Annotated in this window: 15 protein-coding genes; 7 read left to right on the top strand and 8 right to left on the bottom strand. The window is 67.9% G+C overall.

Annotated features, from left to right (window positions below; genetic code table 11):
• Positions 1–109 precede the first annotated feature (109 nt).
• Positions 110–334: a PA3496 family putative envelope integrity protein gene (locus tag DMX10_RS00075; protein WP_111259171.1), complete on the top strand. Its 225-nt coding sequence runs from the start codon at positions 110–112 to the stop codon at positions 332–334.
• Here DMX10_RS00075 and DMX10_RS00070 read toward each other — a convergent pair.
• Positions 276–1,223 (bottom strand): LysR family transcriptional regulator, encoded by a 948-nt coding sequence (locus tag DMX10_RS00070; protein ID WP_111259375.1) that lies wholly within the window; start codon positions 1,221–1,223, stop codon positions 276–278. The genes DMX10_RS00075 and DMX10_RS00070 overlap by 59 nt on opposite strands.
• A gap of 200 nt (positions 1,224–1,423) precedes the next feature.
• On the opposite strand from DMX10_RS00070, the gene DMX10_RS00065 reads away from it, so the two are divergent.
• The 3 genes from DMX10_RS00065 (at position 1,424) to DMX10_RS00055 (ending at position 5,279) form a co-directional block, all read left to right on the top strand.
• Entirely contained in the window at positions 1,424–2,839 is a 1,416-nt protein-coding gene (locus tag DMX10_RS00065) for an acetyl-CoA carboxylase biotin carboxylase subunit (RefSeq protein ID WP_111259170.1), read from the top strand.
• A gap of 16 nt (positions 2,840–2,855) precedes the next feature.
• Positions 2,856–4,676, top strand: a complete 1,821-nt coding sequence (gene oadA / locus DMX10_RS00060) for a sodium-extruding oxaloacetate decarboxylase subunit alpha (RefSeq protein ID WP_111259169.1) — start codon at positions 2,856–2,858, stop codon at positions 4,674–4,676.
• A 162-nt stretch (positions 4,677–4,838) separates the two neighbouring features.
• A complete protein-coding gene (locus tag DMX10_RS00055; protein WP_111259168.1) occupies positions 4,839–5,279 on the top strand; it encodes a CBS domain-containing protein in 441 nt (146 codons plus the stop codon).
• 24 nt (positions 5,280–5,303) lie between these two features.
• On the opposite strand, the gene DMX10_RS00050 is transcribed toward DMX10_RS00055, so the two are convergent.
• The 3 genes from DMX10_RS00050 to DMX10_RS00040 form a co-directional block, all read right to left on the bottom strand.
• Complete coding sequence (locus DMX10_RS00050; RefSeq protein WP_021220965.1) at positions 5,304–5,504, bottom strand: DUF2191 domain-containing protein; 201 nt, start codon at positions 5,502–5,504, stop codon at positions 5,304–5,306.
• Between the two features lie 186 nt (positions 5,505–5,690).
• Positions 5,691–6,680: an asparaginase gene (locus tag DMX10_RS00045; RefSeq protein ID WP_111259167.1), complete on the bottom strand. Its 990-nt coding sequence runs from the start codon at positions 6,678–6,680 to the stop codon at positions 5,691–5,693.
• A gap of 159 nt (positions 6,681–6,839) precedes the next feature.
• The gene (locus DMX10_RS00040; RefSeq protein ID WP_111259166.1) at positions 6,840–8,285 is read right to left on the bottom strand and encodes a sodium:alanine symporter family protein; all 1,446 of its coding nucleotides are present in this window, start codon (positions 8,283–8,285) and stop codon (positions 6,840–6,842) included.
• 180 nt (positions 8,286–8,465) lie between these two features.
• Between DMX10_RS00040 and DMX10_RS00035 the strand changes: the two genes are divergently transcribed.
• Positions 8,466–9,284 carry a helix-turn-helix transcriptional regulator gene (locus tag DMX10_RS00035; protein ID WP_111259165.1) on the top strand — a complete coding sequence of 273 codons (819 nt, stop codon included), beginning with the start codon at positions 8,466–8,468 and terminating at the stop codon, positions 9,282–9,284.
• Positions 9,285–9,339: 55 nt separating this feature from the next.
• The gene (locus DMX10_RS00030; protein ID WP_111259164.1) at positions 9,340–10,032 is read left to right on the top strand and encodes a hypothetical protein; all 693 of its coding nucleotides are present in this window, start codon (positions 9,340–9,342) and stop codon (positions 10,030–10,032) included.
• 357 nt (positions 10,033–10,389) lie between these two features.
• On the opposite strand, the gene DMX10_RS00025 is transcribed toward DMX10_RS00030, so the two are convergent.
• The 4 genes from DMX10_RS00025 to DMX10_RS00010 form a co-directional block, all read right to left on the bottom strand.
• On the bottom strand, positions 10,390–13,293 hold the full coding sequence (locus DMX10_RS00025) for an autotransporter outer membrane beta-barrel domain-containing protein (protein WP_111259163.1): 2,904 nt from the start codon (positions 13,291–13,293) through the stop codon (positions 10,390–10,392).
• A 292-nt stretch (positions 13,294–13,585) separates the two neighbouring features.
• Complete coding sequence (locus DMX10_RS00020) at positions 13,586–14,269, bottom strand: GNAT family N-acetyltransferase (RefSeq protein ID WP_111259162.1); 684 nt, start codon at positions 14,267–14,269, stop codon at positions 13,586–13,588.
• A gap of 10 nt (positions 14,270–14,279) precedes the next feature.
• Entirely contained in the window at positions 14,280–14,723 is a 444-nt protein-coding gene (locus DMX10_RS00015) for a GNAT family N-acetyltransferase (RefSeq protein WP_111259161.1), read from the bottom strand.
• A gap of 22 nt (positions 14,724–14,745) precedes the next feature.
• Positions 14,746–15,378, bottom strand: coding sequence for an FMN-binding negative transcriptional regulator (locus DMX10_RS00010; protein WP_111259160.1), 633 nt, complete (start codon positions 15,376–15,378; stop codon positions 14,746–14,748).
• Between the two features lie 89 nt (positions 15,379–15,467).
• Between DMX10_RS00010 and DMX10_RS00005 the strand changes: the two genes are divergently transcribed.
• Positions 15,468–16,934 carry a PLP-dependent aminotransferase family protein gene (locus DMX10_RS00005; protein ID WP_111259159.1) on the top strand — a complete coding sequence of 489 codons (1,467 nt, stop codon included), beginning with the start codon at positions 15,468–15,470 and terminating at the stop codon, positions 16,932–16,934.
• Positions 16,935–17,220 lie beyond the last annotated feature (286 nt).

Here is a 17,220-nt window from a genome sequence, read left to right as displayed (position 1 = left end):
GCCGGTGGCTGTCGCAGGACGGTCATCGGAGCTTCACGACCCTGCCGTCAAAGCGTCATGCCGCTGGCCGATGCTGGTGCTCCCCGCACTTCGTCCTGGGAGACCTGACATGCCTCGACACCATGCACAGCGTTTTGACGAGCCGGCCATCGACAGCAAGACCCGGCGCAAGCTCGAAGACCAGCGCCGGATGCAGTTCCGCCGCGCCATCGAGGAGCGCGCCGAACAGCGCCGTCTGCTGGCGGACCTGGATGACTATCCCGACCTGATCGCGATCAACTACCTGTTGTCGTCAACGGCAGAGCGCCGTCGAACCGCTGGGAAAGCGTGCTGATCTGGGCGCGTTCTTCGCGGATAAAGGCCATCAACGCCTGGGCGACCGGTGACAGCCGCTTGCCCTTGGCGTGGACCACGCACCAGCTGCGGTAGAGCGGCAGCTCCTCCACGGGCAGCTCGCGCAATACGCCGGTGGCCAGTTCCAGGCTGACCGCGTGGCGGGGCAGCAGGCCCAGGCCGAGCCCGGCCACCACGCATTCGCGCAGGGCATCCAGGGAGGCGACTTCCTGGGTCTGGGCGAAATGCGCGCGCTTCTGCTGGAAGTATTCCTCGCAGGCCTTGCGGGTGCCCGAGCCGGCTTCGCGGATCAGCAGCGGGAAGGGCTCCAGGTCCTTCAGCGTCAGGCTGCGCGCGTGGCACAGCGGGTGGTCCGGCGGCGCCACGGCGATGATCGGGTTGTTGAGGAACGGCAGGAACTCCAGGGCCATGTCCTGGGGCACCAGGGACATGATCACCAGGTCGTCGCGATTGTCCGCCAGGCGCTTGATCACCTGGGCGCGGTTGACCACGGTCAGGTGCAGGCTGACGTCCGGGTGGTGCTGCTTGAAGGCGGCGAACAGGTGAGGCACGAAATACTTGGCGCTGGATTCCACCGCCAGGTTGAGCTGGCCCTGCAGCGAGCCCTGCAGATCCGAGAGCTGCATGTCGAGGCTGGCCAGGCGCTGGAAGATGTCGCTGCTGGCCACGTACAGCGCCTCGGCGGCATCGGTCTGGTAGAGCTTCTTGCCGACGTATTCGAACAGCGGCTGGCCCACCAGCTCCTCGAGCTGGCGGATCTGCAGGCTGACGGCCGGCTGGGTCAGCGCCATCTCTTCCGCCGCTCGGCTGTACGAGCGGCTCTCGAACACGGCACGGAACACCTGGAGCTGGCGCAGCGTCATGCGCAGCAGGGTCTTGCGCATAGGTGGAAGCCTCGGAAAAGGGGATCGCGGCGCCGACTATAAGGCTTTCCTAATGGATACCCCAATAATTATTGATTTGGGTTATCCCAGGGCTGGGCGTAGGTTAATCACGCACCGCTACAGCACCGGCGGTCACTCGCCGAACGGCCCGCCGTTCGCCTGCCCACTTGGTCGAGGGAACGCTCGTGATCAAGAAAATCCTCATCGCCAACCGGGGTGAGATCGCCGTCCGAATCGTGCGCGCCTGCGCCGAGATGGGCATCCGCTCGGTGGCCGTCTACTCCGAGGCCGACCGCCACGCCCTGCACGTCAAGCGTGCCGACGAGGCCCACAGCATCGGCGAGGACCCGCTGGCCGGCTACCTCAACCCGCGCAAGCTGGTGAACCTGGCCGTGGAGACCGGTTGCGACGCGCTGCACCCCGGCTATGGCTTCCTCTCGGAGAACGCCGAACTGGCCGAGATCTGCGCCGAGCGCGGCATCCGCTTCATCGGCCCGTCGGCGGAAGTGATCCGCCGCATGGGCGACAAGACCGAAGCCCGCCGCAGCATGATCAAGGCCGGCGTACCGGTCACCCCGGGCACCGAAGGCAACGTGGCGGACCTCGAGGAGGCCCTGCGCGAAGGCGAGCGCATCGGCTACCCGGTGATGCTCAAGGCCACCTCCGGCGGTGGCGGTCGCGGCATCCGCCGCTGCAACAGCCGCGAGGAGCTGGAGCAGGCCTACCCGCGCGTGATCTCCGAGGCGACCAAGGCCTTCGGCTCGGCGGAGGTGTTCCTGGAGAAGTGCATCGTCAACCCGAAGCACATCGAGGCCCAGGTGCTGGCCGATAGCTTCGGCAACACCGTGCACCTGTTCGAGCGCGACTGCTCGATCCAGCGCCGCAACCAGAAGCTCATCGAGATCGCCCCCAGCCCGCAGCTCACCCCCGAGCAGCGCGCCTACATCGGCGACCTCTCCGTGCGCGCCGCCAAGGCGGTGGGCTACGAGAACGCCGGCACCGTGGAGTTCCTGCTCGCCGAGGGCGAGGTGTACTTCATGGAGATGAACACCCGGGTGCAGGTGGAGCACACCATCACCGAGGAAATCACCGGCATCGACATCGTCCGCGAGCAGATCCGCATCGCCTCCGGCCTGCCGCTCTCGGTCAAGCAGGACGACATCATCCACCGCGGTTTCGCCCTGCAGTTCCGCATCAACGCCGAGGACCCGAAGAACAACTTCCTGCCCTCGTTCGGCAAGATCACCCGCTACTACGCCCCCGGCGGCCCCGGCGTGCGCACCGATACGGCGATCTACACCGGCTACACCATCCCGCCCTACTACGACTCGATGTGCCTGAAGCTGATCGTCTGGGCGCTGACCTGGGAAGAAGCCCTCGACCGTGGCCTGCGCGCCCTCGACGACATGCGCGTGCAGGGGGTCAAGACCACCGCCGCCTACTACCAGGAGATCCTCCGCGATCCCGAGTTCCGCAGCGGCCAGTTCAACACCAGCTTCGTCGAGAGCCACCCGGAGCTGACCCAGTATTCGATCAAGCGCAACCCGTCGCACCTGGCCATCGCCATCGCGACCGCCATTGCCGCCCACGCGGGCCTGTAAGGGAAGGATGCAGAACATGAGCAAGACCCCGGAAGCCAAGAAGATCACCGTCACCGACACCATCCTGCGTGACGCGCACCAGTCCCTGCTGGCCACCCGCATGCGCCTGGAAGACATGCTCCCCATCTGCGACAAGCTCGACCAGGTCGGCTACTGGTCGCTGGAAGTCTGGGGCGGCGCCACCTTCGACGCCTGCGTGCGCTTCCTCAAGGAAGACCCGTGGGAGCGCCTGCGCAAGCTCAAGGCCGCGCTGCCCAACACCCGCCTGCAGATGCTCCTGCGCGGGCAGAACCTGCTGGGCTACCGCCACTACAGCGACGACGTGGTCAGGGCCTTCGTGGCCAAGGCGGCGGTCAACGGCATCGACGTGTTCCGCATCTTCGACGCGATGAACGACGTGCGTAACCTGCGCGTCTCCATCGAGGCGGTGAAGGCCGCCGGCAAGCACGCCCAGGGCACCATCGCCTACACCACCAGCCCGGTGCACACCGAGGCCGCCTTCGTCGCCCAGGCCAAGGCCATGCAGGCGATGGGCGTGGACTCCATCGCCATCAAGGACATGGCCGGCCTGCTCACCCCCTTCGCCACCGGTGACCTGGTCAAGGCCCTGAAGGAGAGCGTCGACCTGCCGGTGTTCATCCACTCCCACGACACCGCCGGCGTCGCCAGCATGTGCCAGCTCAAGGCCATCGAGAACGGCGCCGACCACATCGACACCGCTATCTCCAGCATGGCCTGGGGCACCAGCCACCCGGGCACCGAGTCCATGGTCGCGGCCCTGCGCAACACCCCCTACGACACCGGCCTGGACCTCGCGCTGATCCAGGAGATCGGCATGTACTTCCACGCCGTGCGCAAGAAGTACCACCAGTTCGAGAGCGAATTCACCGGCGTCGACACCCGCGTGCAGGTCAACCAGGTGCCGGGCGGGATGATCTCCAACCTCGCCAACCAGCTGAAGGAACAGGGCGCCCTGAACCGCATCAACGAGGTCTTCGAGGAGATCCCCAAGGTGCGCAAGGACCTCGGCTACCCGCCCCTGGTGACCCCGACCTCGCAGATCGTCGGCACCCAGGCGGTGTTCAACGTGCTGGCCGGCGAGCGCTACAAGACCATCACCAACGAGGTGAAGCTCTACCTCCAGGGCCGCTACGGCAAGGCGCCGGGCGAGATCGACGAACAACTGCGCCGCCAGGCCATCGGCAACGAGGAAGTCATCGACGTGCGCCCGGCCGACCTGCTCAAGCCCGAGCTGGAAAAGCTGCGCAAGGAGATCGGTGCCCTGGCCAAGAGCGAGGAGGACGTCCTCACCTTCGCCATGTTCCCCGACATCGGGCGCAAGTTCCTCGAAGAGCGTGAAGCCGGCACCCTCAAGCCCGAGGAACTGCTGCCCATCCCCAACGGCCAGGGTTCGGCCCCGGTCGGCGGCGAGGGCGTGCCCACCGAGTTCGTGGTCGACGTGCACGGCGAGAGCTACCGCGTGGACATCACCGGGGTTGGCGTGAAGAGCGACGGCAAGCGCCACTTCTACCTGTCCATCGACGGCATGCCCGAAGAAGTGGTGTTCGAGCCGCTCAACGACTTCGTCGCCGGCAGCAGCAGCAAGCGCAAGCACGCCAGTGCGCCGGGCGATGTCAGCACCACCATGCCGGGCAACATCGTCGACGTGCTGGTCAAGGAAGGCGACAGCGTCAAGGCCGGCCAGGCCGTGCTGATCACCGAAGCCATGAAGATGGAAACCGAGGTGCAGGCGCCCATCGCCGGCACCGTCAAGGCGATTCACATCGCCAAGGGCGACCGGGTCAACCCGGGCGAGGTCCTGATCGAGATCGAGTGATCCCGAACCAGAAGTCCCCTGGGGAGCCCTCGGGCTCCCCTTTTTTGTCTTTGCCCGGGCCGTAATATTTTCAATGGCCGCCATGCAGATAGCCGTCTGGCCGGGCCCTGGCCGCCGACGTCATGCTGGGCGCCCATCAGGTTCAACCCAGGAGGATCACCGATGAAGACCGTTGCCCAGATGCTCCACGCCAAGCCGCTGCAGCAGGTGCACACCGTCGGCGCCGAAGTGCCGATGCTCGACGCCCTGCGCCTCTTGGCCGAACACAATATCGGCGCCTTGCCGGTGGTCGAGGATGGCCGCCTGGTGGGCATCGTCAGCGAGCGTGACTACGCCCGCCGTGGCGTATTGCAAGGGCGCTCGTCGGTGGTCACGCCGGTGCGCGAATTCATGACCGAGGCGGTGCTCACGGTGAACGGCCGGCAGAGCATCCGCGAATGCATGGCACTGATGACCGACCGCCACCTGCGCCACCTGCCCGTGGTGGAGGACGGCCAACTGGTCGGCCTGCTGTCCATCGGCGACCTCGTCAAGGAAGCCATCGCCGAGCAGGACGCGCTGATCCAGCACCTGGAGCAGTACATCCGGGGTGAGGTGACCTGAGCCGTGTCGCCGGAACGTTAATGGTCACGCCCCGTCTTCACGGTGACGCGGCACGTCCTGCATTTCGGGCGCCTTGGACCCCAGGGCGGCGAGGCGTTTCCCTGCCTGGACGCGTACGAAGGTCCTGAAGACTTCGTGGAAGATATCGGCCTCGTCCATATCCGGATCGGCCATTTCCAATGCCTGCTGGTAGAGCGTGTCGTCGAGGGTGACGGTGATCCGCATGTCTCGGTCTCCCATCCGTGTGTAGGGTGGATGACGCCTTTTTCATCCACCGGCGGTGTCGCCTGGAGCTCCGCAACGGTGGACCGGTGAAGCGGGGTCCACCCTACGCACGCCGGTTAGGTCGTGCGGGCGGTGGTTGGGGCCGCGGCGCGGCCCCTGGCGACTGGAGTCGCCCCTGCAGGTCCGTCACTCCACCCGTTCGCCGCACAAATCCAGGGCGAACCAGCGCTCGACGTCGGTGGGGGCGAGGCCGGCGCCGATCAGGGCGAACAGCTTGGCCAGGGCGGCTTCGCGGGTCATGCCCCCGGCCGAGACCAGGCCGCTGGCCGCCAGTTGGCTGCCGGCGGCGTAGACGCCGAACTCGACGTGCCCGGCCGGGCACTGGCTGATCGCCGCCAGTACCACGCCGCGCTGGTGCGCGGCCTTGAGGACGGCCAGCAGCTCGGTGTTGTCCGACGGGCCGGTGCCGCTGCCAAAGCACTCCAGCAACAACCCCTGCACGCCGCAGTCCAGCAGCGCCTGCACGTGGCTCGCCTGCAGGCCGGGGAACAGCGGCAGCACCGCCAGGTTCACCGGTACGCGGCGGGTGTTGAAGCCGAGCAGGGCGGGCAGGGCGTCGGCGCGCTCGCCGCTGCGCTGGCGCGGCAACACGGTGAAGGCATCGAAGGCATCGCTGCGCAGCTTGCTCACCCGCGCGCCATGCATCAGCTCGCCATTGAAATACAGGTGCACGCCCGGTTCGACGCCCGCCTGCAGCGCGGCCAGGGCGCCGCACAGGTTGGGCCAGGCGTCGCTGCCTTCGGCGCCGGCCGGGAGCATGGCGCCGGTGAGCACCACCGGTATGCCCAGGCCCAGCAGCAGGAAGCTCAGGGCGGCAGCGCTGTAGGCCAGGGTGTCGGTGCCATGCAGCAGCAGCACGGCGTCATGGCCGCCTTCGACCACCGCCTCGACTATGCGGTCGCGCATCGCCAGCCACTGGGCCTGGGTCATGTTGGCGCTGTCGAGCAGCGGCAGCATCTCCTGGAAGGCGAACTGCGGAGCCGGCGCACCGCTGCTGGCCAGGTGCTCGCGCATGCGTGCCTCGAACCCGCCGGCGGGTGCCAGGCCCTCGGCCGTCTGCAGCATGCCGATGGTGCCGCCGGTATAGAGGACGAAGAGGTTGTTGACTGCGCTCATGCCGTGCCCTGCTCACTCGGGAATAAAACGGTGGGCCAGCATAACGCTGAATCAGGCTGCCATCGCGAGCCGATCCCACCAGAAAAACCTTGCCTGATACGAAGATGCCGCTTCCCCGCAGGGCGGAGAAGCGGCATCCGGTGCAGCGCGAAAGAGCGCTTAGCGGTGGCTTTCCGCCAGGCCGGCGGGGGCCTGCTGCGGCGCACTCTCGGACGCCTTGGCGACCGGCCAGGCGGCAGGGTCCAGGTCCAGGTCGGCGAACTTGCTGGCGTCGAACACCGGGGTGTCGATGCCGGCCTTGACCTGGGCGTCGTAGTCACGCATCAGGCGCATGCCGACCTTGAACAGCAGGGTGATGGCCACCAGGTTGACCACGGCCAGCAGGCCCATGGTGACGTCGGCGAAGCCGAACACGGTGGACAGGTCCTGCATGGAACCCCACAGCACCAGGGCCATGACCAGCGCGCGGTAGACGATCAGCAGGGCGCGCTTGGAGCTGAAGAAGCTCAGGGCGTTCTCACCCAGGTAGTAGTTGTAGACCAGGGTGGTGAAGACGAAGAGCAGCAGCGCCATGCTCACGAAGATGCGGCCCCACTCGCCCACTTCGGCCGCCAGGGCCGCCTGGGTGAGGACCACGCCGGCCATTTCGCTGCCCGGCTGGTAGACGCCGGAGAGCAGGATGATCAGCGCGGTGCTGGTGCAGATCAGCAGGGTGTCGATGAACACGCTGAGGGACTGCACGATGCCCTGGGCAGCGGGGTGCTTGACCTCGGCGACGGCAGCCACGTTGGGCGCGCTGCCCAGGCCGGCTTCGTTGGAGAACAGGCCACGCTTGACGCCCATGATGATGGCCGCACCGACGCCACCGGCGAAGGCCGGCTCGAGGCCGAAGGCGCTCTTGACGATCAGGGCCAGGGTGGCGGGAACCTCGGACAGGTTCATGCCGATGATCACCAGGGCCATGAGGATGTAGCCGCCGGCCATCACCGGAACCATCACGTCGGCCATGCTGGCGATGCGCTTGATGCCGCCGAAGACGATCATCCCGATCACGCCGACCAGGGCGATGCCGCTGATCCAGGTGGGCAGGCCGAAGGTGTCGTGCAGCGAAGTGGCCACGGTGAAGGACTGCACGGCGTTGAAGCCGAAGCCGAAGGTCACCAGCAGCAGGAACGAGAAGATCACCGCCAGCCAGCGCTGGCCGAGGCCGTGCAGGATGTAGAAGGCCGGGCCGCCACGGTAGGTGCCGTCCGCTTCGCGGCGCTTGTACAGCTGCGCGAGGGAGCACTCGAAGTAGCTGGTCGCCATGCCCAGCAGGGCCACCACCCACATCCAGAACACCGCGCCGGGGCCGCCGAGCATGATGGCCACCGCCACGCCGGCGATGTTGCCGGCGCCGACACGGCCGGCTACGGAAAGCATCAGGGCCTGGAACGAACTGAGCTGGCCTTCCTTGCGCTGCAGCGCCTGGCCGAAGATGCGGAACATGTCGCCGAAGTAGCGCAGCTGGACGAAGCGGGAGGCGAGGGTGAAGAAGAGTCCGAGGCCCACGAGGACCACGATCAGCAGCTTGCCCCAGAGGAAGTCATTGAGCAGATCGAGCATGGCGTTTCACCTGATCCAGTTTGTTGTTGTTCGGAGCGGCAGTGGATACGAACGTCACTGCGCCTGGAGGGTGGGCATGTTTGAGGAAGCACCCCGCCCGGGGCAATTTCGCAGCTTGTAACCACTTGTTGCGAGTTGACGCTATAATCGCGCCGCTCGCGTCAACTGGAGGGCCGGGAATTGTCGAACAATCTAGGTGCCAACCTCAAGTTGCTGTGCAGCCACTACCGCTCTATCTCCGAGGTTTGCCGCAAGCTTTCGATCAATCGGGCGCAGTTCAACAAGTACCTCAACGGCCAGAGCGTACCCACGGCTTACAACCTCAAGCGCATCGGCGATTTCTTCGGCGTCGAGGACTATGAACTCGGTATGCCGCCCGAGCCGTTCGCTCGCCTGATCGGCGCGCGCCGTCCCCACGACAGCAGTGTGCCCAGCGACGACCCGTTGTTGCAGCTGCTGCGGCCGCTGCGCGAGGAGTCCGGCAACCTGTCGCGCTACTGCGGCTACTACTTCGAATACTCCAACTGCATGTCGGTGCCCGGCACCATCCTGCTGTCGCTGGTGCATCTCTGGGAGGAGCGCGGCACCTTCCTCTTCGAGCGCCAGGAACGCCAGGAGCGCTCCAGCAGCACCGACGTGCAGGCCGAGGACTGGGTGCGTTGCCGCTACCTGGGCGCCGCCTTCCAGCTGCAGGACCGGGTGTTCCTGATGGACTACGAGTCGCTCACCGTCAACGAGATGAGCCAGACCATCCTCATCCCCAGCTTCAAGAGCCGCATCACCCGCCTCAACGGCCTGAAGACCGGCGTCTCCAGCGGCGACCGGCGCAACCCCGCCTGCACCCGCGTGGTGTGGGAATACCTGGGCCCGGAGATCAACCGGGTCAGCGCCTACCGCCAGGTGATGCTGTACCGCCCCGACGACCCGCGCATCGACGCCGACATCCGCCAGCGCCTGGATGTCGCGCCGTTGAAGAACGGGCTGTTCGAGATCGAGTGAGCGCAAGACCGCGGCACCGATGGACCGTCCATTTTCCGATCAAGGACCGAACCTCATGATTTCGCCTTCCCCCTCTGCCGCGCGCGGCGCCCTGCTGGCCTTCCTCCTGCTGGGGCTGACCGGCTGCGGCGGCCTCACCGGCAAGGGCTACCTCTTCACCCGCGACAGCCAGCCCCTGCAACTGAGCGAGGACGCGCAACTGCGCCAGGGCCACATCGAACTGGAGTTCCACCCCGACCCGATGTGGTCCGCCGACCTGCGGTTGCACAACGAACGCAGCGACTTCAGCGTCAGCGTGCCGTCGAGCGCCTATCAGGGCCGGTCCTTCTTCCTCGCCAGCCGGGAGAGCGGCCTGCGCTACGACATCCAGGCGCGCTGGCGCGAGTCGAAGGAGGACAAGGTGGAGCGCGACAGCAGCGAGAACTGCGTCGCTCCGGGCTTCTGCAGCAAGACGGTGCGCCGCCTCAAATGCGCCGGCAAGACCTACCGCAGCGGCACCGATCGCTATGAGAAGCACCTGGGTGACGAAGGCTGCCAGGAGGTGCTGGTGACCGAGAACGGCAACTTCCCCGACTGCCCGGGCACGCGCTCCGTGCGCAACCGCTATCAGATCTACCGACTGCTGGTGAGCCTGGAATTCACCGAGCCGGCCAACAAGCGCCAGCCGCTGGCCGAGTTCGACGGCGAAAGCCAGCGCAAGGAACGCCTGCTGGAGACCGTGGCCCAGGGCGCCTGCCGCACCTATTGAAGAAAGCGCTTCGCGGGTTGTAGGGGCTCGAGCTGCATTCCGAGGCACGCCGCACCCGGCGACCGTAGGGTGGACCCCGCTTCACCGGTCCACCGTCGCGGTACTTCAGGATGCCTCCCTGCTCGGCCAGTGCGCAGTGCCCCCTGTGGGAGCGGCTTCAGCAGCGAAGAATCTGCCACCCGAACAGCGTGGCAGGTGGCGATTGACTCCATCGCGAATGAATTCGCCCCCACGGGATTAGCAGTGGTGCTGGGTTGGGCTCCGCTCGGTGGATAAAAGAGCGTTATCCACCCTACCCAGCGCGATGCTCCTCGGTTCGGGCGACGCTCGAGGCCACCTGTGGAAGCGGCTTCGCCTTCAGAACCCCATCTGCCACTGGGCGACGATGGCGTGGTTCTGCGCGTTGCCGCCCAGCTCGCCGCTGTAGCCCAGGCCCACGCTCTGGGTGCTGCTCAGGCCGATGTCGAAGCCGGCGTCCAGCAGCAGGCTGTTGCGGTCCAGGGCGCTGCCCTCGACGCTGAAGGCGCTGCCGCCGCTGAGGAAGGACTGGCGGGTGCTGCTGTCGACGTTGCCGTACACATGGCGCCAGGCCACCGACAGGCGTGGGGTGAAGGCCATGCCGTTGTCCAGGGTGTCGAGGCGGGCGATGCGCACGCCGAAGGTGCTGGTGAGGTTGCCCTGGTCCTGGTCGTCCACGTGCAGGGCCGCGGCGCCGCCCTTCTCGTCGTAGCTGTCGCGGGCGTAGTACTGGTAGCCGATGCCGGCGAAGGGTTCGGCCTGCACATTGCCGCTGCCCATGGCGTAACCCACCTCGGTGAAGGCCTGGACGCTTTCGGCGTCGTAGCGGCCGCGCAGGTGGTCGGTGAAGCCGCCGAAGGCCACCTCGCGTTTGCTGTCGCCGTCGTGACGGCTGTAGGCGGCGCCCAGGCGCAGGGCCACCGGGCCGTCCTGGCGCAGGCCGTAGACGCCCAGGTGCAGGCTGTCGACGTCGCCCTCGAAGCTGCTGCCGGCCTCCAGGTCGGTACGCGAGTAGCCGCCCAGCACGCCCAGGCGCCAATCGCCGCCCATGGCCCAGTCGGCGCCGACCACGGCGCCACGGGTGTCGCTGTCCAGGTCGTGGCCGCCCTGGCTGCCGTCGAGGTTGCCGTGGCTGCCCAGGGCCTGGACCCAGAGGCGGCCGCGGGCGGACGGGTCGTTGAGGTTGCGGGCATCCGCCGGCACGCCGGTGGCGGCCAGCAGCGGGCCGTCTGCGACGTTCAGTGAACTCTGCAGGTTGCCGCCGAGGCCGCCGCTGAAGGATTGCAGGGCGCCGAGCATGGCGCCGCTGACCTGGCTGGTGCTGCCCAGGGTGCTGCCGGCCAGGCTGGCGTTGTTCGGTGCGGCCAGTTGCTCGAGGGCCTGGCGGGCTTCGCCGGCGCTGCTGGTGACCAGGGCGTTGTACAGCTGCGGGCTGTTCTGGGCGCTGATGCTGCCGGCGGCATTGGCACCGTTGCCGTTGCCGGCCATGTCGGCGAAGGCGACGTCGTTGCGGGTCAGGTCCAGCTCCACGCCGTCGGCTTCGTAGCGCAGGGTCGGGGTGAGGAAGGCGAAGTTGCTGGTGACGCCGGCGAAGCGGCCACTGACGCCGTCGGCGGCCTGGATCACCTGGTAGTGGCGGGTGTTCGGGTAGGTGCCGGCGCTGGCGCGCACCTCCAGGCGGGCGCCGTCGAGGGCCACGTGCCCGTCGGCCAGCAACGGGCTGTGGCTGCCGTCGGCTGCGACGGCGAAGGCCAGGGTGGAGCCGGCGGCCAGGTCGAGGTTATCCACATGGCCGCCGCCGGCGTAGGTGGCGCCCGAGGCGACGCTCAGGGTGCCGCCGATGCGGCCGAGGTTGACCAACTCGGCGCCGGCGAGCACCTCGCCGCCTTCGCTGAAGTCTTGCGTATCCAGGGTCCAGCGGCCGGCGCTGACCTTCAGCCATTCGAAGTGGGCGCTGTTGCCGAAGCTGCCGCCGTCGACGTCGTCCAGGGTCAGCACGTCGCGACCGGCGCCGCCGTCCACCAGGCCGACGAACTGGCTGCCGCTGCGCAGGGTCAGGCTGTCGGCGCCGCCGCCCAGGTCCAGGGCCGCGCCGCCGGTGCTGCTGATCAGGCCGCCGTTGATCACGGTGTCGTTCCTGTCGCCGATGATGCGCACGGCATCGCCGCCCAGGCCGAGGATCTGCCCGAAGTTCTCCAGGTAGGTGGCATAGGGCGCGCCGCCTGTGGCGCTGTCGTCGATGAGGATGGCGTTGGCCGCGCCGCTGATGGTGGCGCCAGCGCGGTTATAAATGGTGCCGCCGCCCATGGCGATGCCTTCGCTGGTGTTGGCTGCGCCGTCCTTGAAGCCGCCGGCGCCGGTGCCTTCGATGATGCCGTGGTTGTCGATCCAGCCTTCGCCGTCGATGTCCACGCCATCGCCGTCACCGTCGGGCACCAGGCCGCTGTAGGCGCCGGTGATGCGCCCGTAGTTGGTGACGCGACCATTGCCGTCGGAGCCGAAGCCCGAGCCGTTGCGGCCGATGACCACGCCGCCCGCGTAGTTGATCAGCTCGGCGCCGACATCGGTGGTGATGCCGTGGCGCCCGCCGGAGAGGGTGCCGTGGTTCTCAACCTTGCCGCCGGTGGAGGCGTCGAAGTCGATGCCGTCGAACTTGGCGTCGGCGTTGGTCATGTCACCGCTGCTGATCTCGCCATAGTTGGTGATGGTGGCGTTGTTGCCGACGCGCATGGCGTCTTCGCGCACGCCGCGGATCAGGCCGGTGGCGCGGTTGGTGATGTCGATCTGCACATTGGTCTTGAGGTCCTTGAGCATGATCGCGCGGTCGGTCTGGGAAATGAGGGTGCCGGCGTTATCGATGGTCACGTGGGTACCGGCCAGGTCGCCGCTGATGCGGATGCCCTGCTTGGAGGCGTCGATGGTGGCGCCTTCGCGGTTGATGATCTGGTAGGTGCGCGAGGGGTTGCTGCCCGAGCTGTCGAGGCCGCGATCGCCCGTGGACTTGATCAGGCCGCTGTTGTCGACGACCACGCCGGCGCCACTGGTGGCGTTCTTCAGCTCCACGCTCTTGCCGCTGGTGGTGATGCTGCCGCTGCTGCCCACCTGCAGGGTGGTTTCCCCGGTGAGCACCTGGCCGGTGGTGGTGGCGGTGTCCACGTTGACGGTGGCGGCACCGGCGAAGGAGGAGAAACCGGTCAGGGCGAGGGCGACGCAGCGGGCGAGCGGAGACAGCGTGCGGTTCATGGCGGCAACCTTGTTCGTGATCTTGTTGGTTGGCCGCTGTTTATAAGGAAGAAGTCTTACGGTTTCGTAACAGAAGGGTTACGGGAATAAGGGAGCTTTTTCTTGATGGGCTCCCGTTTACGTGGGGGCTGATTCGAATGGGCTGGGCGGCGAAGCGAAACCCTTGTGCATCAGGTGCGCAGGTTTTCGTGTTCGTAGGATGGGTAGAGCGAAGCGAAACCCATGCGGGTATGGGGTACTCCGCAATGATGGGTTTCGTACCTCTACCCATCCTACGAGGCGTGGCCCGCCGTTAGGATTTTCTGAAGTCCTCCAGGCGGCGCTTCTGCCGGCCGTCGGCATCGAAGTTATCCACAGCCAGCCAGGCCTCGAAGGCATCGCGTATCGCCGGCCATTCCTTGTCGATGATGGAGAACCAGGCGGTGTCGCGGTTGCGGCCCTTGATCACCATGTGCTGGCGGAACAGCCCCTCGTAGGTGAAGCCCAGGCGCTCGGCGGCGCGCATGGAGCGGGCGTTGAGGGCGTTGCACTTCCATTCCAGGCGGCGGTAGCCGAGCTCGTCCATGGCCAGGCGTGCCAGCAGCCAGACCGCCTCGGTGGAGGCGGGCGAGCGCTGCATGGGGGCACCGAAGGCGATGTGGCCGATCTCGATGCAGCCGTCGTTGGGGGCGATGCGCAGGTAGCTGAGCAGGCCCACGGCGCGGCCGCTGGTGCGGTCGATGACGGTGAAGAACAGCGGGTCGGCGCTGGCCTGGTTGCCCGCCAGCCAGGCGTCGAAGGCCGCGCGCTCGGGGAAGGGGCCGTAGGGCAGGTAGCTCCACAGCGCCGGGTCGTGGCCGGGCCCTTGCAGGGCCTGCCAGAGGTCGTCGCCGTGACGCGCGGGTTCCAGTGGCTCCAGGCCTACGTAAAGGCCCTCGAGCGGGGCGCGGGCCGGGGCGGGTACGGGGTGCCAGTCGAGTTGCGCTTCCTGGGTCATGGGAGGGGCCTCAGAGGATCTTGCGGTATTGGAGGAAGCCGGAACGGTCGGCGATGCGGTCGTACAGCTGCATGGCGTCGGTGTTGGTCTCGTGGGTCAGCCAGTGCACACGCGAGGCGCCGGCGGCACGGGCCTGGGCGTAGACGTGCTGGATCAGCGCGCGGCCGATGCCGGCGCCGCGCAGGCCGTCCTGTACGTAGAGGTCCTGCAGGTAGCAGTAGTCGCCCACCGTCCAGCAGGAGCGGTGGTAGATGAAGTGCACCAGGCCCACGGCGCGGTCGCCCTGCCAGGCCAGGGCGGCGTGCATGGGTTCGGTGCCATCGAGGAAGCGCCGCCAGGTCTGCCCGGTGGTGTCGGCGGCGATCTCGGTCTTGTAGAAACGCTGGTAGCCCTGCCACAGCGGCAGCCAGGCTGCATGGTCGGCGACGCTGGCCGGGCGGATTTCGAGGGACATGCTGCTTCCTTGTCGTGGTGGGTCAGAGTGAGGGGGCCATGCGCCGGGCCAGCTCGCGATCACGCTCGTCGGCGCTGCCGGCCAGGCCTTCGCGCACGCCGGCCTGGTCGGCCTGGCTGCGGTTCTGGCCGAGCTTCCATTTGCCTTCGATACGGCGGATGGGCAGGGCGAAGCCGACGATGGCGCGCAGCATGGCGTCGATGTAGTCGCGGGGTGCGTCGCCGAGCGCCCAGGGCTGCGGGCGCCCGGCCTCGTGCTGGTCGCTGAGGCGGCCGACCAGGTGCAGCAGGCGCTCGGCGTCGTCGAACACCTCGGCCTGGCCGTAGGCGTGCACGGCGATGTAGTTCCAGGTCGGCACCACCTTGCCGTGCTCGGCCTTGGCGGCGTACCAGGCGGGGCTGACGTAGGCGTCCGGGCCGTTGAACACCACCAGCGCCTCGGCGCCGTCGGCCAGCGCGCGCCACTGCGGGTTGGCCCGGGCGATGTGACCATGGAGGGTGCCGTACTCGCCGTCGCCGGTTTCCAGCAGCAGCGGCAGGTGGCTGGCCACCAGCCCGTCGGCACCCTGGCACACCAGGGTGGCCAGGCGGCTCTGGCGCATCTGCAGGTGCAGTTCGGCGAGGTCTTCCCGGCGGAAGGAGGCGGGCAGGTACATGGCGAATCTCCTGGCGTGATGGACGCATCCTAGGCAGGATATTGGCCCGTTGTAAGATCCATTTCCTGCCACTTCCATAGGTCCAATCCATGCCGATTGCCGTGCCGCTCCCCGTCGATCTTTCCGGCATCCGCCTCGATGCGCGCCAGGGCCTGGCCCGCCAGCTCTACGAGGGGCTGCGCGAACGCATCCTCGATGGGCGCCTGCAAAGCGGCACGCGGCTGCCGGCGAGCCGGGACCTGGCGGCCTTGCTGGGCATCTCGCGCAACACCGTGACCCGCGCCTTCGACCAGCTCTACGCCGAGGGCTACGTGGAGGGCCGCATCGGTGATGGCACCTACGTGGCGGAGTTATCCGCAGCCCCGCGCGCTGCGCCGCCCCTGCCGGTGCGGGCGGCTGCCAGCGGGGCGTTGTCACGCCTGGACACGCATCACCTGAAGCCCCCGCTGAGCGGGCCGCCACGGGCCTTCCGCGTCGGCGTGCCGGCCTTCGACCTGTTCCCCTTCCAGACCTGGGCGCGGCTCTCGGCACGCTTCTGGCGCAAGCCCTCGCCCGCGCGCCTGGGCTATGGCGACCCCGCCGGTGACTGGCAGCTGCGCGAGCTGATCGCCGCCTACCTGCGCAACAGCCGTGGGCTGCATTGCGACCCGGCGCAGGTGATCGTCACCTGTGGCGCCCAGCAGGCCATCAGCCTCTGCGCGCAGCTGCTGGTGGAGCCGGGGGACCGGGTGGCCATCGAGAACCCCGGCTACCGCGCCGCCGGCCATGCCTTCGCGGTGGCCGGCGCGCAGCTCGCCGGCATCCCGGTGGACGCCGAAGGGCTGGATACCGCCGCCCTGGAGCGGGCCGGGGATTGCCGCCTCGCCTACGTCACGCCGTCCCACCAGTACCCCACCGGGGTGACCCTGTCCCTGGCGCGGCGCCTGGAGCTGCTGGACTGGGCCGAGCGCCACGATGGCTGGATAGTCGAGGACGACTACGACGGCGAGTACCGCTACAGCGGCACGCCCCTGGCCCCCCTGGCGGCGCTGGACCGGCAGGGCCGGGTGCTCTATGTCGGCACCTTCTGCAAGATCGCCTTCCCGGCCTTGCGCCTGGGCTACCTGGTGCTGCCGCCGGCCCTGGTGGAGCCCTTCGCCCGGCGCCGCGCGCTGGACATGCGCCACTCGGAGATCGGCACCCAGGCGGTGATGGCCGAGTTCATCGCCGCGGGGCACTTCCAGCGTCACATCCGCCGCATGCGTGCCGCCGCCCTCAGCCGCCGCGACGCGCTGCTGGCCGGCTGGCCTGTGGATATCCCCGGTTGCGCGCCGATGCCGGCGGTGGACGCCGGGCTGCACCTGTGTGTGCGGGTCGGCAGCCTGGCCCGCGAGCATGAGCTGATCGCGGCGGCCGACGAGGCCGGGGTCGAACTCACCGGGCTCAGCAGCTACTGGCTGCCGGGGGACGAGCCGCCTGTGGATAACCGCGCGGGACTGGTGCTGGGCTTCGCCGCCGTGCCCGAGGCGGAGATCGCCAAGGCGCTGGCGGCGTTGCGCAAGGCGTGGAGGCTGTAACCGGCAGGTGTGGGGGGCACTTGTGGGAGCGGCTTCAGCCGCGAAAAGGCTTGCAGCCCGCTGGATAGCCCCAGGTGGCTGCGGCTTCGTCGCGAATGAATTCCACGGGGTGAGCAGAGGTGCTGGGATCGGCTCCGCTTGGTGGATAAGAAGAGCGTTATCCACCCTTGTATCTCGACTAATACCTCCACAGGGGTAATAGTCCCCGACTGATCATCGGGGGAGGGGCTGGAAGTCGTATCCACCCTTAGGCCGCGAGCCTGCAACGTAGATAGTGCTCCGCCCC

It is taken from the genome of Pseudomonas sp. 57B-090624 (assembly GCF_003234055.1).
GTDB classification, from domain to species: Bacteria; Pseudomonadota; Gammaproteobacteria; order Pseudomonadales; family Pseudomonadaceae; genus Metapseudomonas; species Metapseudomonas tohonis.
This window is presented reverse-complemented; position numbering and strand designations above follow the sequence as displayed.